Source organism: Rhodococcus sp. NPDC058639, assembly GCF_042717545.1.
Taxonomy (GTDB): domain Bacteria; phylum Actinomycetota; class Actinomycetes; order Mycobacteriales; family Mycobacteriaceae; genus Rhodococcus.
Genome location: NZ_JBHXRF010000003.1, coordinates 160,580 through 177,925, shown reverse-complemented (window position 1 = coordinate 177,925; position 17,346 = coordinate 160,580). Strand labels below are relative to the sequence as shown.

General features: G+C 63.0%; 11 protein-coding genes. 7 read left to right on the top strand and 4 right to left on the bottom strand.

The window, feature by feature from the left end; all coding sequences use genetic code 11:
• Positions 1 to 206: 206 nt before the first annotated feature.
• The gene (locus tag ACFWU2_RS06660) at positions 207 to 2,078 is read right to left on the bottom strand and encodes a DNA/RNA helicase domain-containing protein (protein WP_378602839.1); all 1,872 of its coding nucleotides are present in this window, start codon (positions 2,076 to 2,078) and stop codon (positions 207 to 209) included.
• A 413-nt stretch (positions 2,079 to 2,491) separates the two neighbouring features.
• Here ACFWU2_RS06660 and ACFWU2_RS06655 point away from each other — a divergent pair, with 413 nt between their 5' ends.
• Genes ACFWU2_RS06655 through ACFWU2_RS06640 form a run of 4 tightly spaced genes read left to right on the top strand, consistent with a single transcriptional unit; the run spans position 2,492 to position 5,061 of the window.
• On the top strand, positions 2,492 to 2,773 hold the full coding sequence (locus ACFWU2_RS06655) for an SAV_915 family protein (RefSeq protein WP_378602836.1): 282 nt from the start codon (positions 2,492 to 2,494) through the stop codon (positions 2,771 to 2,773).
• Complete coding sequence (locus tag ACFWU2_RS06650; protein WP_378602833.1) at positions 2,770 to 3,051, top strand: hypothetical protein; 282 nt, start codon at positions 2,770 to 2,772, stop codon at positions 3,049 to 3,051. Before ACFWU2_RS06655 ends, ACFWU2_RS06650 begins: the two co-directional genes overlap by 4 nt.
• A complete protein-coding gene (locus ACFWU2_RS06645) occupies positions 3,048 to 4,232 on the top strand; it encodes a hypothetical protein (RefSeq protein ID WP_378602830.1) in 1,185 nt (394 codons plus the stop codon). Before ACFWU2_RS06650 ends, ACFWU2_RS06645 begins: the two co-directional genes overlap by 4 nt.
• Before the next feature lie 52 nt (positions 4,233 to 4,284).
• Positions 4,285 to 5,061, top strand: coding sequence for a hypothetical protein (locus ACFWU2_RS06640; RefSeq protein WP_378602828.1), 777 nt, complete (start codon positions 4,285 to 4,287; stop codon positions 5,059 to 5,061).
• Between the two features lie 160 nt (positions 5,062 to 5,221).
• Here the strand turns inward: ACFWU2_RS06640 and ACFWU2_RS06635 are convergent, their stop codons facing one another.
• The 3 genes from ACFWU2_RS06635 to ACFWU2_RS06625 all read right to left on the bottom strand — a co-directional run bounded on the left by ACFWU2_RS06635 (position 5,222) and on the right by ACFWU2_RS06625 (position 8,343).
• Complete coding sequence (locus ACFWU2_RS06635) at positions 5,222 to 6,460, bottom strand: TerD family protein (protein ID WP_378603745.1); 1,239 nt, start codon at positions 6,458 to 6,460, stop codon at positions 5,222 to 5,224.
• Between the two features lie 82 nt (positions 6,461 to 6,542).
• A complete protein-coding gene (locus tag ACFWU2_RS06630; protein ID WP_378602825.1) occupies positions 6,543 to 7,676 on the bottom strand; it encodes a DUF475 domain-containing protein in 1,134 nt (377 codons plus the stop codon).
• An 88-nt stretch (positions 7,677 to 7,764) separates the two neighbouring features.
• A complete protein-coding gene (locus ACFWU2_RS06625; RefSeq protein WP_378602822.1) occupies positions 7,765 to 8,343 on the bottom strand; it encodes a TerD family protein in 579 nt (192 codons plus the stop codon).
• Positions 8,344 to 9,047: 704 nt separating this feature from the next.
• On the opposite strand from ACFWU2_RS06625, the gene ACFWU2_RS06620 reads away from it, so the two are divergent.
• From ACFWU2_RS06620 to ACFWU2_RS06610, 3 genes are read left to right on the top strand one after another with little or no spacing between them, the layout of a single operon-like run.
• The gene (locus ACFWU2_RS06620; protein WP_378602819.1) at positions 9,048 to 14,339 is read left to right on the top strand and encodes an AAA domain-containing protein; all 5,292 of its coding nucleotides are present in this window, start codon (positions 9,048 to 9,050) and stop codon (positions 14,337 to 14,339) included.
• A complete protein-coding gene (locus ACFWU2_RS06615; RefSeq protein WP_378602815.1) occupies positions 14,336 to 16,096 on the top strand; it encodes a helicase-related protein in 1,761 nt (586 codons plus the stop codon). The genes ACFWU2_RS06620 and ACFWU2_RS06615 overlap by 4 nt, the downstream gene beginning before the upstream one ends.
• Positions 16,096 to 17,313, top strand: coding sequence for a hypothetical protein (locus ACFWU2_RS06610; protein WP_378602812.1), 1,218 nt, complete (start codon positions 16,096 to 16,098; stop codon positions 17,311 to 17,313). The genes ACFWU2_RS06615 and ACFWU2_RS06610 overlap by 1 nt, the downstream gene beginning before the upstream one ends.
• The last annotated feature ends 33 nt before the right edge of the window (positions 17,314 to 17,346 follow it).

Below are 17,346 nucleotides of genomic sequence, written 5' to 3'. Positions count from 1 at the left end.
TGTCGGACACAGGAGTGTCGTATGGGACTCGATGTGCGTTACACCCGTTGCTCCGGCGAGTCGGATTCCACGTCCGCGCCTGGCAGATCTCGTCGCGGAGTACTGCGTGACGGCCTGAACTCGGCACCACCTGCACCCTTACAGGTGGTTCCGGTGGACCTGGGCGTGGAGCGCATAAGTCGCGAACCTGCTACCCGTGCCCGGTGCTATTCCGAGATCAAATCGCGGAGAGCTGCTCGGGTCTCCGCGTCCGTGGAATAGATGACCGTACCGATCATGCCCCTGGTCAACAGGACCTTGTACACGTTGCGCACGAGCCGATCGAATCGGACGTCGGAAATCTTGGTGCGGTTCTTGAAGTCGGGGTCGCGGTTCGCGGCGCGGTCCGTCGTAAAACGACCGTTTCGCCACACCAGGTCGGGTCCCAGGATGACGCCGTTCCAGTCGTACTCGAATCCTTGTGCTGTGTAGACACACCCGACCTGTCCGAAGCCGCCGTCCTCGGTGGCCCACAACGGAGCCGGCGGAGCATCGCCCGTGCGCCGATCGCTCTTGCTGTTCCAGGGCCTCGCCCAGCTTCCGATCTGCACGTCGGGAACGAGGTTGCCGTCCTTGTCAGCGTTGCTCCAGGGCCAGCAGTAGCCTGCCGTCATTCGAGCCGAATAGCCGCGTTCCATCTGCTGCGAAAGCAGATGCTCCATCTCCTCGGGAGTGTCGGCAACGCGCACAATGAACTGAGGGTCGGGGGTCCACTGGAATGCACCCCCTTCGGTGAGGCCGAGGAGTCGCTTCACCCACAGGACGTATTCCTCGCTCCCCCCACAACGGAACTGTTCGCCCAGGTGGACATGCTGCGTTTCGATTCCGAGCGACGTCGCATAGTGCTCGATCTGCTCGAGCGACCCCATCTCACCGGGACGCACGACTTGATGTTCGTCGAGGAGAAACACAGGTACTCGTGCCGCTGCGATGAGTTCGTCGACCTGAGGTCGATCGGTACGCAGTTCGGCCCGGGTGTATCGATCGACCGATGTCTCCCGGATCCGGTGGGCCTCATCGAGAATCAGGACGTCCAGACCGTTCGGATCGGCGGACATGAACTGATTGAAGTACTTGAACATCTTCTGCACGCGCGGTGCTCGATGCCCTGCCACCTTGCGAAGTGTCTGAGTGAAGGACCGTGACCCGGTGGCGTGCAGGACGGTTCGTCCTCGACGCGCCAACTCACCGAGCAGCGACAGGGCGATCACGCTCTTCCCGCTACCGGGACCACCGGTGACGATGACGATCCGTTTGCTGTTCGACGCACGCGAGTTCTCCACCGCGTGCAGGACGAGATCGACGGCCAGTTTCTGGTTGCCGAGCAGGTGGAACTGCGGCCGGTCTCGCACCTCGGCGGCTGCAACCTTCAACAGCTGCTGCGATGGTGCAACCGCCGACTTCATCAATGTGTCGCCGGCGGCATGACCGGAGACGGACGCGAGGCGGGTCCGAAGAAAGTCAAGCATGTCACCGCGTTCGGCGGCGGTGAACATTCGTCCGGTCACGTCGGTGGGGTAGGCGCGTAGATCCGAGACGGTTCCGGGATCGGTGGCGTTGTGAAGGTATGCGATTCCCGCCAAGGCGTCGGGTTGATCGGATAAAGCACGAGCGAAGTCGAAGAGGTACTCGCAATAACCCTTGACCTGCGCCACCGGATGCAACTTCGGACCGCCGGGCATACCCGGCACCTCGACCAGCTCAGGATTGTCCTCATAGTGATATGCGGCCGTCCATTGCTTCAGTTCCACCACCACGTATGAGGCAGCGCCTGTCCGCGGATGGACTCCGGCCAGGACCACATCCGCCCGTTGTGAGGTCAGCGGTAGGTGGTATTCGACAAGCATCTCAACTTCGCCGAGACCGGCATCGACCAGATCCTGTGCCAGTGCAGGCAAGCTGCGGCGCCATGATCGCTGCTCGGCCTCACTGGCCCGGCGACCGGTCTTGAACAGCATTTGCTCCAGCAATTGCTCGACGAGCGAATCGGGTCGTTCGAGGTCGACAATCCGGCGGGCGGAAGTACGAAGCAACGTCACAGTCAAGTCCCCAAGGCAGCACGAATTCAGTCGTGCGGGTGGGGGCATGTCCGTGGCCGCTCATCGCAGCGGAAGTCCGTCGGGCCGCAGGGGAGAGACTAACGGAGGTCACTCGTTCCTAGCGAGAAGGAGCAGCGGTGCGTTGGCCACGCATGGCCGTGAACAATCCGGGGGAGTGTAGGGCGCAGGGCGCGTGGAGATTCGGATGCGCCGCGCCCCAGAGAATCACGCAACGAGGAACGCCACCGCCACGCTTCGACAGTGCCCGACAGCTCCGGGAAGATCTTCCCGTCCGGCCGGCGACAACTTGCGCGAGGAGAAGCGGTAGTTGCCCGGATAGGTGCGTTACCCTTGGCGCCGGAATCCGGATGGGGAACACCGAGGGGGATCGGTGATCGGATCTAGGGGGAAATGTGACCTGTGCTGTGCGGGAAGTACCGCCGATCGTTGATCTGCCGTGCATCGAGAGAGTGACCGATCCGGCGGACGCAGTGATCGAGTTGAGACGCACTAAAGATGGCCGGACGGCGCTTCTGGCCTACTCCGCCTTCGGCAGGTTTCAGAGGTGTTGCGGGGACCTCAAACCGTGGGTTGCACTCCCGTCGGTTGCCTTGGAGGCTCTTCACCGCGCTGACCCGTTCGACCTACTGCTTCTGGACGTTGTCACGCCGGAGGGTCAGGTGTCGGGGGAGTGAGCCTTTACGTCGATCACACTGCACTCGAGGAGATCACGGCGACGTGCGGCGCTGCCAGTAGGTCTGTCGGGGAAGTAGGCGAGACCGTTCCGTTGTCGGTCGATGCAGGGGACGCGACGGCGCTCGTACTGGGGATCGCGGCGCTGCTGCTCGAGAACGGAGGCGAGTTGGTGGCTGCTCTCGCGAAAACCAGCGTTGTCGTCGCAGAAATAAACACCGCGTATCGCAACGGGGATCACGATCTCGCCTCCGACCTGACCCGAGCGTGGACCGAATGAGTCAGCCGCTCGATACCCGCCTGCCCGGTGACCCCGAATCCATTCGTACCGTGAGTCGATGGCTCAACGAGAAACTCGCGGCCGAAGTGGACAGGGCGGTCGATGCGATGTATGCGGCTCGACGCCTGGCGGACGGTGGATGGGAAGGCGCGGCAAGTGAAGACTTCCGGAAGCTCATCACTGCTGACGCACAGACCGCGGAGCGCTTCGCTGAGGCGATCGCCGACTGCGGGCGGCACATCGACGACCTGGCCGGCCAACTGCGATCCGCCCAGTCGGATCTGGAGCGCGCACGCGACGCGGCACGGGAATCCGGATTGGCGGTGGAAGGCGGGCTGATTTATCCACCGGGAACTCCGCCGTCCGTTCCCGGCGTACCGCCGGAGGACGCGTCGCCGAGCGTTGTTTCGGCCTATGACGCCGCTGTGTCGGCACGACGTCGACATGACGAGCTGACCGCAGCCTTCGAGATCGCCGACGCCGCAGTGAGAGCCGCGAGATCTGTCTGGATGATCGCACTGGAATCGACCCGCAACGTCGGGGCGGAAATCACAAGCAAATGGTTCTTCTTTGCCGCCAACTCGGTGAACGGCATATCCGGTGCACTCGCTGTTGTGAACGCGGCCGCATTGAGGAAGAACGCAGCGTTCTTGGCCGGAGAAGCGCAGAAGTACGTCGACCTGGCGCGAGCGAGAGTACCCGGTACACCAGCCTCGGTGATCTACCGAGATTTCGATCTCGGGAGGGCCTTCGCCCATCGTGCCGACGACGCGGCAGCCGCGGCTGTCAGGTCTGACGGCCTGGCGCGAATGAGTGGTATCAAGCTCGGCGGAGCTTTGGCGGTTGCAGGCGTGGCATACGACGTCCTTGCCACGGACAAACCGGTTGGTCAAGCGGTTGTTTCCGGGGCTGCGGGATTCGGCGCCTCGTTGGCAGCGGGCGCGGGTATCGGTGCCATTTCGGGGTCGGTTGTGCCGATCCTGGGGACAACGGCGGGGGCGATTGCCGGCGCAGCCGCGGGATCAGCAGCGGGGCTCTTCACATCAGGTTCGGTAGACGCTGTGTACGCCAACGGGATCGGAGATGTAGGAGGTGCGGTTTCAGCCGGAGTCGACGCGGTCGCCGAGGCTGGATCGGCCGTGGGCGATGTTGTGGAAGGTATCTGGGATGCACTATTCTAATCAGCTCTCACGACCGATCGAATGGTCGGCGCGAAGATGGACTCGACGCCTGGTGCTCTCGGTGATCGCCATGTCGGCGTTTTCCGTTCCTGCGCTACTCGTTGCGGCAGGTGGATTTGTGATCGGTGATCCATACCTGGCGAAATATGGAGTGTTGTTCAGTTGCGTATTAGTGAGCGCGATTCTGATGCCCTTCGCGGCGAATGCGCGTAGGAATCGGTGGGGCTCGATTCGCACCACGGAGTGGAACGGTGTGTCGGCGACTGTCATCGAACACTCGCGGATCGTATTCGCAGTGGTGACGGCATTTTTCCTCGCCGGGGCTGGACTCTGCCTGTCGGCGGCAGCGGACATTTTTCGTCATGGCGGTGGTGGAGGAACGATAGTGCTCGTCATCTTGTTGAGCGTGTTCGGATGTGTTGTGGGCTTCTTCCTTCCCATGATGCTGGCCGGAAGAATCCGCCGTGGACGACTTGTGTTGACACCGAACGTGATCCACCAGCGAGGCTGGAGTCTGGAATCGACGTTGGACTGGCATTCCATCCTCACCGTCAGGCCCGTAGTACTCGGCAACTGGGCGGTTGTGCTTCTCGGACACCCTGCAGCACAGTGGGAGCGACGTGCGACGGTGCCCCGAGGTCTCGGGTGGGACGGGCTGCCGATCACACCGATGATCGAAGTGCATTGCCACATGCACCCGATCGACCCGGTGCTGCTCTACTCGCTGTTGCGGTTCTATCTCGAGAACCCCGGGTATCGAAGCGAGTTGGGGACCGACGCTGCGCTGGAACGGGTCAAGGCAAGAGGCTTCGGTGACGAGCGCCGATGAGCGGCGCTCGCCGAATCCCCGAAGTGTTCTGCCTGGATCGAGCGGTACCCGCCGGTTGGGTGCGCGCGGGGACTGCAACGTAAACGAGGGCCGTCGCGGAGACTCGGTTTCGCTTCACGGCGGTTGCCGAGGCACTTCCGGCGGTGCGATCCGCCAACCGTTACTTCCTTCCTTCCGTCCATCGCAAGCCCCACTTGTAGGCTTTGTCGAGGTGGGATTGGTCGCCCCGGATATAGCGAACTTCTCTCTTGATATCCAGTTCACCATTCTTCTGCTTCAAGAGGGCGATCGCGCACATAGGCGCACTGTTGTCGCCGGAGTCGAGTCGGACTTCGATCTCGGAGCCGGAAGTTCGGTAGAGCGTGACCACCCCGTCCGCCGCAGCCCAGTTCGGCACACCGTCATAGATGTACGCGAAGATGAGAATTCGCTTGAAGGCTCGCGGGTTCGACAGGTCGATGTACAAGTTTTCTCCACCGGCCACGGAGCCCGTTCGGTCGTCGCCATCCAGCTCGATGAACGGATAGTCGTACCGCGATCCGAACGCTCCACCGAGGGCCTGGATGACGCCCTTGCGTCCGTCGGCCATTTCGTACAAACAGCCGAGATCGAGGTCGATTCCGTTGTTGCCGGCGAGGCGGCCCAGGAACCCTTTACCGGAGCCTCTGGTCGTCCAGTTCAGGTTCACTCGCATGACGCCTTGCTCCTCGCCGGCTTTCACAAGGCTCACCGAGGGGGTGTTCTTGTCGAGAGTGATCTTGGAGAGGGTGACGGGCGGCGCTGGGGGTGTCGATACGCGTGGCCTGGACGGAGGAACCCCACGGCGTTCCGTGGAGGGGGTGGGCGGCGGTGCTTGGGGCGGAGCTGGTGCTGGGGATGGAGTCGGTGTCGGGGGTGCCGGTTGGCTCACGTCGACGCCGTAATTCGTCGCGAGAGCAGAGAGCCCGGTATTCCATCCCTGCGAGACGTTTCGCACCTTCCATGTCCCGTTGCGGCGATAGACCTCCATCAGGATCGCTGCCCGCTCGGAACTCAACCCGCTTGCAGGTGCCTGGACGACCAGGCCGGTCGGTTGTTCGACGGTGACGCCGAGGGCGGGGACTGCCGCCAGAGTGCCGCTCACGCTCTCATCCAGAGCCACCGCAATCGACAGTGTGTGAATGCGTGCGGGAATGAGGGACAGGTCCAACGAGATTCGATCGGCACCGATCAGCCGAACAGCGCCTTCGGGCGATTTGGGCTGGTTGAAGAAGATGAAGTCGTCGTCGTTTCGTACACGTTGATCTTCCGCCAACTGGAAGGCCATGAGGTCTACCGAGCCCTGGCGTGCGCCGGACACGGACAATGTGACGGTGCCGTCGTGGATTACGGTATTCGCTCCGGGGGGAAGTTCAGGCATGGCGTGTCCGGCCCGACGGCCGACTCCTTTCGGCGGAGAGATGTGGCCAGCCGGGGTTCCGGCTGGCCACACGTCCAACGGATCAGGCGTTGACAGTGAGCGACTCGGGTTGGGGATCTTCGTCCGCCTCCGCGTCAAGGCCTGCGTCCTCGGGGTTGTTCTTGTTCCGGATGATGCTGGTGGCCAAGGCCGCGAGGATCAAGAACACGCCGGTGAGACCGGTGACGATCTCGCTGACGTGGTTGCCGATCGAGTACAGCAGGATGAGCGCCAGCGCGCCGATCGCCCAGTGAGCGCCGTGTTCCAGGTAGACGTACTCGGCGAGTGTGCCCTTCCGGACGAGGTACACCGTGATCGAACGAACGAACATGGCGCCGATGAAACCGAGGCCGAGAGCGATGATGATCGGATCGGACGTCACGGCGAATGCACCGATGACTCCGTCGAACGAGAACGATGCGTCGAGCACTTCGAGGTAGAGGAACAGGAAGAAGCCCGCCTTACCCGTTGCCTTCGCGAGGTCGCTGGGACCACTCGACGATTCTTCGCCCTCCTCGTCGACGTTGAACAATTCGCCGAGGCCGTTGACCAGAATGTAGGTGATCATGCCGAGCGTGCCGGCGATCATCACCGTGGATGACTTGCCGTCGGGTGCGAGGAAAAGCGCAGTGAGAACGAGGAGCCCGGATGCAACGACCACCGAGAGCTGGTCGAGCTTACCGATACGTTCCAGCGGACGCTCAATCCAGGACAACCAGGTGATGTCCTTCTTCTCGAAGACGAAGCCCAGGAACAACATCAGCAGGAACATGCCGCCGAACGAAGCGATCTGCGGGTGCGCGTCCGTGATCAGGGTTTCGTAGCTCGCCCGACCGTCTGGGAAGTAGGCCGCGCCGTCGGCCGGCGGATTCAGCGCCAAGTCGAGAGCCGCGACGGGGCCCAGCCCCGAGGCGACCCAGACGATGAGGAGCGGGAACACGAGCCGCATACCGAAGACGGCGATCAGTATGCCGATCGTGAGGAAGATCTTCTGCCAGAACTCACTCATTCGCCGCAGCACGGTTGCGTTGATGACCGCATTGTCGAACGACAGTGAGACCTCGAGGACGCCGAGGATGGCTGCGAGCAGGAGAGCCTGAGGGCCGCCGTAGAGGAAAGCGACGACCAGGGCGACAACGGTAACGGCGAATGATGCGCCGAATATGCGCAGAACCACGGACGTGGCCTTTCTCTATGGACGCTTCAGCGCCGGGACGCCCGATGTCGAGCGTCCCGATCGCTTCATGCAATCGAAACTGATGAACTCAGGCGACGTTGACGCCGTAGTCGAGGGCGATTCCTCGAAGTCCGGACGCATAACCCTGTCCCACAGCGCGGAACTTCCACTCGGTGTTGTGGCGGTAGACCTCACCGAAGATCATCGCGGTCTCGGTGGAGGCATCTTCCGACAAGTCGTAACGAGCGAGTTCGATCCCCGTGACACGGTCGACGATTCGGATGTACGCGTTGCGGACATGACCGAAGGACTGGCCGCGGACGTCCGCGTCGTAGATCGACACGGCGAAGAAGATGTTGGTCACCGACGGGGGGAGCGCAGCGAGGTCGACGTGGATGGATTCGTCGTCACCGTCCCCGTCGCCGGTCAGGTTGTCACCCGTGTGCTCGACCGTGCCGTCGGGCGAGGAAAGGTTCCCGTAGAAGACGAAATGCTTATCCGAGAGAACCTTGAAGGCCGGACCGGTGATCAGCGCCGACGCATCGAGGTCGTACGGCGCACCCGTGGTGGTGCGCTCGTCCCAGCCGAGCCCCACCGTGATGGTGGTGAGGTTATCGGTGGCCTTGGACAGAGATACGTTGCCGCCCTTGGCAAGCGAGACGCTCATGTCAATCCTTTCGAGTTCCTGCGGGGAGGTCTGTCAGGACGACGCCCGGGCCCGAAATGCACCACAGGTGTCGCCGGGGTGGGCGAAGATATCAGAAGAAATGAGCGAGTAGACGGGGTGGATGCCCTCGATCTACTTGTGAGCACTCCGGGAGACGAATCTCCGGGCTCTGCGGAATGGTTAGTCCACGCTGCTTGATTGAACTCCTTCTGCGGGGGCACTTCTGGGCATGCCACGCAAAGGCAACAACGTGCCGTACGTCACCTGCTCCAGCCCCCGACAGACTGTCGGGGCACAACATAGCAGGTGCAACCGAGTCTTCGGAAGTTCCGGTTATTCCTCTGCTCTCGGGCCGGTTTATGCACGGAATAAGGGGGTGGACGCGCGGCCGTGCGCTGAGCAGATGTAACAATCTCGGAGCTGGAGAGATGTACCCCGAAATGGATCGGGACGGGTCGGGAGGTAAGGGCGGAGAAGCACACTGGTGGCAACCCGACAGTTCTGTCGTAGGTGCTGTTTATGGTGGTCGGCATTTCCTCCGTTCGCCTACGGAGTGACTTCATCGCGCAAATGGGGTGGTTGTGGATTCGAGGGAGAACGATCCTGAACTGAAGGATCGTGTCCAGCGATTGCTGGCGTTCTTGTCCGAGCTCGTCAAAGCACGAAGTGCTCCTGTTCGAGTCCTCGAAAGGCACCGAGGCGTGATGGCACTCGACCAGGGCAACCTGGAGGTTGCTCTCAACACGGATGCGTCCGCGGGTGATGTCGTGATCCGAGCACACCGTGTGCATCTCGAGGACCCACCTCGCCCGCCCACCGCCATCGCTTCCTCCGTTCTGGGGTCGATCGCGGACTCGAGTGCCGAACCGACGCTCCACCCCGATGCGTCGGGGACGAGTGAGTTCGAACGATGGTTGGATAAGTGGCGTGCCTGGGCCGAGCTCGATCGGCAGCGCCGGCCCGCCTGGGATCTCTACGTGTTCCTGCAGCGCGCGATGCTGGAACTCGAAGCGCAGCCGGAATCACTGGAACTCGTGGCCGCGTCGGGACTACTCGAGCTCCCGCCCGACATTGCGGGAGAACGGGTACGCACGCACCTGATCACGCAGTCAGCGCTGGTCGAGCGGGACGCAGCATCGGGTGATCTGCTGGTGCGACTGGATCCGGAATCAGCGCCCAGCCTCGAAGACACGCAGTTGCTGACGGGGCTGGAGGTTTTCGATTCGACCGGTACTCGAAGCCTGCACGAATCGTTGGCTGCCCGTGTGTGCTCGCCCGTCGACCCTGCCGCCAAGATTTTCCTCAAGGATTGGTCGGACCGTGCCTTGACGACCCGCGTCGACGTCGTCGACCGACCCGACGACGCGCCGTCCAAAGACCGGTTGCTGACGCCGTCTCCCGCATTGGTCCTGCGTAAAAGAGGCGCGTACGCGCTGATCGAGTACTACGACCGCATGACCGCAGCCGCTGCAGACGAGACCGCGGGAGTCCCCCTGGGCTTGGCGCAACTCGTGGAGGCGATCGAACCCGCTGACCGGGTCGCGTGGTTGGACCGGGCAGGCACGTCGACATCTTCGCTGCTTGCCGACGACCCGCTGTTTCCGCTTCCTGCCAATCAGGAACAGCGAGATATCATAGATCGCCTCGCCGGCGACAGCGGTGTAGTGGTCGAGGGCCCGCCCGGTACGGGAAAGACTCACACGATTGCAAACCTGGTGTCGGCGCTGCTGGCGCGCGGCCAGCGTGTACTGGTCACCAGCGTAAAAGCGCAGGCGCTCCGTGTGCTCCGAGACAAGTTGCCCGCCGAACTACAGGACCTGTGCGTTTCGGTGACCGACACGGGTCGTGGAGGATCTGCCGAGCTGAACCGAAGTGTCAGCGAAATCGCCACCCGCAAGGCACAGTTCGACGTTCGGCGGACCGCAGCGCTTATCGACCAGGTGGCACAGCAGCGTGACGCCGCGCTGAGTCGCCGAGCCGTACTGACGGAACGGATCCGACGGTGCCGTGCCGCGGAAACGCTCTCGCACAACGATGTCGCGGCAGGCTATGCAGGAACACCTGCGCAGATCGTGCAGAAGGTTTCGGCACAGAGCGCCAACCACGATTGGCTGCAGGGCCCACTCCACGCGGATAATCCACCGCTGGCCCAGGAAGAACTCCAGACACTGCTCGCGCTGACCGAACGGTCAAGACCCGGACGTGCGGAGCGCCGACGGCAGTGTTTTCCGGATCTAGGCCCGCCGGCACTGCCTGACTTCGAACTTGCATGCGAAGCGATTCGAAACGGAACCGGGTCGGATGACCTTCCCTCCACCGGACTGGTTCGGACCCTGGAGGGTGCAGCCCCGGAGACGCTCGAACGGGTCCGTGAACAATGTGAGTACTTGCAGCAGGCTCTGAGCGATGTCGACGGGCTCGAACCTGCGTACCGGAACCTCGCAGATGCGGTGCTGTCCGGTGGGATCGACTACCTGTGGGAAAAGACCAGCCACATCCGCGAGCTGGTCACCACCGCGTACAACGCGGACATGTTCCTGGGGACAACGACTGTCGTCGACGCTCCGGCGCTCGGACGATCTGCGCTGCACGCGTACGACGCGCTCGCAACGGCACTCGAGGGCGGTGAGGTGTGGCGAAGCGGACTCGGACGTTTCCGCAGGAGCAACGAGCAGACCGCGGTGGAAGCACTGGGCTCAGTCGCCACCGTCGACGGCCTCGAAGCCACTACCGCACAACGCGCCCGTGCGGTTGCGGAGCATCTTCGTGCGCTCGATGCCATCCAGTCCGTGGCGCTGATCCTCCGCGATCTGGGCATCGATATGGAGACCACCGGATCTCGTAGCCAGATTATCGGTGCAGCCGCGCGGGCCGCGCGGGCACGCGACCTGATCGAAGTGCTCGCAGCACGAACCAAGGAAGTCGAGCTCGCGCTGCGGCAGGTGAGCCCCGGAGCACCGCGTATCGCGAGCCTGGACCAGGCCAGATCGGTGGCGACCGCGGCGCAGGCAATTGCCGCAGCTGCTTATGCGGAGGCAAACCGTATCTGGCTGACGGACACTGCGTCGCGTATTCGAGCCGAGCTGACCCACGGGGTTCCCCCGGAAGGGCACCTGCTCGCCCGGGCTATCGAATCCGCCGAATTCGGCAGGATCCGCACGGCGATCGATTCCTGGGAAGCCGCGCACCGCGAATATCAGGAGGAACTCCATCTCGAATCGCTGCAAACGCGCTTGACTGAAAAGGCGCCCGCGCTGGCACAGGCGATCGCCGAGAACCCTTCGTCGTCGGAGTGGTCGGTGCGCCTGACCTACATCGAGCAGGCCTGGGCGTGGCGTCGCGCACACGAGTGGGCCCGGCAGAACTCCCGAGGCGTAGACGACGACAAGCAGCTCCAGCACGAACTCGACGCGACCGAGAACGACATCGCCCAGTTGACCGCGCGATTGGCTGCCGAACGAGCATGGAGTGCTTGTCTCGGGCGAACGACGGCTGAGCAGGTGCAAGCACTGCAGACGTATCGCGACCACGTGTCCAGTATCGGTAAGGGGACCGGCAAGTACGCCGAGCGGTTCCGAGCGGGCGCACGTGAAGCGATGCAGGTGGCGCAACGCGCGGTTCCGGCGTGGGTCATGCCGCTCCAGCAAGTATTGTCATCCATTCCGGCCGAACAGAATTCGTTTGACGTTGTGATCGTCGACGAGGCGAGCCAGGCCGATATCAGCAGCTTGTTCCTGTTGTGGCTCGCGCCCCGGGTGATCGTCGTGGGTGACGACAAGCAGTGTGCACCCAGTGATGTGTCGTCAGGTGCTCTCGAAGGGGTGTTCACTCGGCTCGACTCCTATCTGCCCGACGTGCCGAAGTACCTGCGCGACAGTTTCACACCTCGATCCAGTGTCTTCTCGCTGCTCCGCTCGAGGTTCGGAAGCGTTATCCGCCTGCGGGAACACTTCCGGTGCATGCCCGAGATCATCAACTGGTCCAGCGGTCAGTTCTACTCCGACGCACCGTTGGTGCCCGTGCGCCAGTTCGGTGCCGATCGGCTGCCGCCCCTGCGCACCACCTTCGTCGAAGGCGGAGTGGTGACCGGGCGGAATGCGACCCTCTCCAATCGAATCGAAGCTCGCGCTATTGCCGACGCGGTCAAACGGTGTCTGTCGGATGAAGCGTACGACGGCAAGACCTTCGGTGTCGTGGTGCTTCAGGGACAAGCGCAGGTCGACATCATCACGAACGAATTGCTCGACCGGCTGACACCGGAGCAATGGGAACAGCGCCGATTGCGAGTAGGTACGCCACCGGATTTCCAGGGGGACGAACGTCACGTCGTCTTCTTGTCGATGGTCGTGGCGCCGGAACAGAACATCGCCGCGATGACGAAGACCGAGTACCAGCGCCGCTTCAACGTTGCTGCGTCGCGTGCCCAGGATCAGATGTGGCTGTTCCACTCACGGAGCCTGGAATCGCTGCGCTCATCCGACCTGCGGCATTCGCTGCTCACCTACATGCAATCGACTTCTCCTGCGCCGGCAGAACCGATGCCCGAAGGCGTGAAACGCGACGAACGCCATCAAGCGTTCGACAGTCTCTTCGAACAGCGCGTGTTCCTCGACATCGTGGCGCGTGGTTATCACGTGAATTCGCAGGTCGCGGTGAACGGTCGACGGATCGATCTCGTAGTCACGGGCGCGGCCGGAAAATTGGCGGTCGAGTGCGACGGCGACCACTGGCACACGAGTCCCGAACAGCAGCGTGCGGACCTCGAGCGGGAACGAGAACTGCAACGCTGCGGATGGCAGTTCTGGCGTATCCGCGAGTCGGAGTACTACCTCGATCCGGTGGGATCGATGATGGGTCTCTGGGAGGAGCTCGACAGGCGCGGCATCAAGCCGCACGTTGTCGGTGTGAACGACGTCGTAAAGTCCCTGCAGGAGAGCTGGACTCCGGTAGAGCTCGTGGAGGACGACTCGCCGATCGATGACGTAGTGGATGTGGCGGAGCAGCCGGTCATTCGTCCGGTGCCCACCGTCGTCGAGCATGCTTCGGTTCCTGTTATCGAACACTCAGAGGAACGTGCAGAGCCGCCCGCCTGCACGGGTGAGGTCGAACATCTTCCGCTGGAGGAAACCGCGACGCCGGCACTCGTGTCACCCGCCCAGACACCGGTACCGGTGGTCGATCCGGCCGTCGAGAGCGGACCGGTGCGCACACTACGAGCCGCCATCCTCGAAGAACTGGAGCGCGAACCCCTCCCCGTACGTACGCTTGCGCAGCGTCTCGGCGAAGACTGGCGGAGGGTCCAGACAGAGGTTGATCGCCTTCAGCACGACGGACGCGTCGAGGAAGTCAACGAGTTCGGGAAGCTGACCCACTATCACCTGATCGGTGGTCTCTCCCCGGTTGAAGACCCCGAGCTGTCGCACGGCGTCGAGAACGTGACAGCGTCCGATCCAGGCGTAGCAGTTCCCGAACCCTCTGCCACACCGACATTCGTACGTGGCTGGGAAGTAATGCCCGCGGCGGCTACCTCGATACTTCCTCCGAGCCTCGGCTCGCGCATCTTGGAACGCCTCGCCGCCGATCCGGTTTCGCTGGCAGACCTCGAATACCGGTTGAACGAACCGAGAGACCGGATCGAAGCGATCATGGGGGAGCTGATTGCCCAGGGTCGCGCGAAGTGGATGCCCGAACGTGGCCCGCGTGTATACGGATTGGCAGACGAGGTGTCGCCTCTCATCGACGCCGCTCCCCCGGTGCACCCCGCGGCCCAGGAGGCAGTCACCCTTGCGGATCTACCGCCGGCACACCTCGATTCTGTCGCCGACGTGTTGGTTACGGCCGCCGGATTCGCTGCTTTGTCGTTGGAACGGGCACGGAAGCTGACCCGACTCGACGATGAGCGCCTTCTCGTCGTTCTCGAAGATCTGGAAGCAGAGGGTCGGTTGCGCAAGAACTCCACCGGTACAGGAGTCACGTGGACCAAGGCGGGCCGATGACGACGGTTACCCTCGCCGGGACGCCTCTTCGTGCCTGGCAACGCGAAGCCTTCGATGCCTGGGTGGCGGCCGACCGAAGTGCCGTGGTGGAAGCCGTCACGGGCTCCGGAAAGACAACGCTCGGTATCGCGGCGGCCGCGGACGCAGTCGCGCGCGGCCTGGACGTCTTGATCGTCGTGCCCGGGATCGAACTGTTGGACCAATGGCATCGATCAATTCGGCGCGTTCTCCCGGGTATCCCCGTCGGTCGACGTGGCGGCGGGTACATGGACAGTTTCGACGGCAAGCGGATTATCGTCAGCACGGTGCAGTCGGCGATCAGTAGATCGGCGCCGCGTCCGGTCGGGCCGACGCTGCTGGTCGCGGACGAAGTGCACCGATACGGCGCGCTGACGTTTTCCCGACTGCTCACCGACGACTTCACGGAACGGATCGGTCTCACCGCCACGTTCGAGCGGTCCGACGACGGCGTCGAACGGCACTTGATGCCCTACTTCCGCACGGTCATCAACGGCTGCGATTACGAGCGTGGTCATGCCGATGGCATCCTCGCGCCCGTGCGAGTCATGCTCGTCGCGGTGCCGTTCGACGAGTTCGAGGCGGCCGAATACCAGGAATACGACGAGCTGGCACGCAAGCTCCGGGGTGATCTCACGGAGAAGTTCGGATGCGCGGGGGAGCCCTTCGGTGAGTTCATGCGCGACGTTCAGCTGCTCAGTGGAGGGGAGAGCGCCGAGGGTTCGACATGGGCCGCCCGGAAGTATCTCTATGCGTTCTCGAAGCGTCGCTCGCTGCTCGCCGAGTGCCGCGGAAAGCTCGAGGCTCTGAGGGGTCTCGGTACCGTGCTCAAAGAGACCGGGCAGGCACTCACCTTCTCGGAGACGAAGGATTCGTCGCGCGCCGCCGCTGAGGTGCTTCTCGAAGAGGGTGTGCTCGCCGCACCGTTCACGAGCGACCTGAAACGTGCGGACCGAGCGCGGCTCCTCACCGAGTTCAAGAACGGTACGGTAACCACGCTCGTCGCCCCGAAGGTTCTCGACGAAGGTGTCGATGTTCCCGAGGCGGACGTCGGAATCATTCTCGCCAGCAGTAAGAGCCGGCGACAGATGATTCAGCGTATGGGGCGCGTCATTCGCCCGAAATCCGACGGTCGACCGGCTTCGTTCCTGGTGATGTTCGCGGAGAACAGTTCTGAAGATCCCAGGAACGGGGCTCACGGAACCTTCCTGGAACAACTCACGGGAATTGCCTCCGAAGTGGTGACGGTCGGTCCTGGCGATGCACCTGCGCTGCTTCGTGAATGGATGCAAGCCGCACCCCAGGGCCAGGACACTCTGTTGCCACTCGCTGAGCCTCCACGTCCCTCGGAGTCGCGAGTTGATTCGCCAACGGCCGAAGACGTCGTCGCAATCGCGCAGCGGTTGGTTGACGATGACGCGCCCGAAGACGTAGTCACAGGTAGCGAAGACGCCGAGATTGGTCGTGTCCTGCTCGAGGTGGGTGAACGGGGAACTGTCGATGATTTCGACACGGTCTTGGCATGCTTGTCGATCCTCGAACCTCGGCAGGTCTCCGTGCTCGTCATGCGTTTCGGCCTCGGTGGTGAGCGACCGAAGCGCCAGGCGGAGGTCGGAGCACGGCTCGGTGTCTCTTCGAGTCAGGTGAGTCGAATAGAGAGGACGGCCATCGAGTACCTGGGAGACACCGTCGCGGGTGAGCTGCTGTCGGACGTGATGGTGCGGATGGAGGCCGTGTAATGGCGCAGTGGTTCGAAGGGTTCGACGGCCAGGTCGTCCTCGAGGACGATTACGTCTGGATCGTGCGTGAGGGAATCCCCAGCGGTTGTTTGTCAGAGCCGACAGCGCGGCCGATCCGCGCGCTGCGCGGCGACGTCGTCGGCACCGACTTCAAGTCTGCGACCGAATCCAGTTTTGGCTCGTTACGGATCAGTGTCTCAGCGGGAGCCGCTGCCACTGATTCAGTTGTACACAACGACGTCGTGCGCTTCTCGGCGGGAAGCAACGACCGATTCTCGGCGCTCAACCTGCTTTTGGGCGGGAATCCCGAAGTGGTAACAGAGCCGATGAGCATCGGTGATCAGCTCCGTGCCGCGCTCGACGCGTTCGAAGGAATCGCCAGTCAAGCCGAGCTGGCCGACTCGCTCGGTGAAGTCCCGGACGTTGTGCAAACCCATGACGGCGTCATATGGAACTCGGTCGGGTCGCTGTGGGTGGCTGCAGGCGGGACCGAGGGTGCGGCCGCTGCTGTACAACTGGAGCGCATCCGAACTCTGAACGATCTGACTCGACGATTGCCGGCGAACTCCGGGATAAAGGCATTGCAGAAAGCCGTGAAGGGGACACCCCTTCACCACCTCGGCGCCCAGCGTCTCGGCACGCTGTGGGAAGCCGTCATGTCGGAGGCATTACCTGACCCTGTGCAGTCTTCCGGTCCCTCGGGTCTCCGCTTGAAATCGAACCCGGCACCGGCAGCTTCTCGACGCGCCGCGACCAAGCACACGGCCCGTCCGCGAACGCAAGTGTGGAACAAGGAGGACAGTGTCGAGACGCGCGATGGTTCACCTCGTCCGAGTGGGGCGCGTGTTTCGAGTCCGAGGGACGCCTCGGACGCTCCGACCACCCTGTCCCGTGTCGCCGAGTCGGGGCCGGTCCGGGCTCGATCTACACGAGTCATCAGTGCGCTCAGTGGCAAGAGGATTCGCGTCTACCTCGACTGTGATGGTCACCGAGTGAAGGCATTGTTCGATCCCGATAGCAAGAAGATGGATGTGACGGTCGCGCTGGTTCGCACTCTCTTGGGTGCGACGTACCCGGACCCCGATGCCGCGGCGGCGGCCGTCGTGTCCGCGTTCAGGCTTGGTGATGAAGGTCCGTTCGACGGGTGGGAACTGTGGAAGGTGGACGACACCTCGATGCGGACGCTGCGGGAGTCCGTGAGCAAGTCGTTCGAGTAGGTAATGGTTCAATAAGGACCGATCGACCATCCC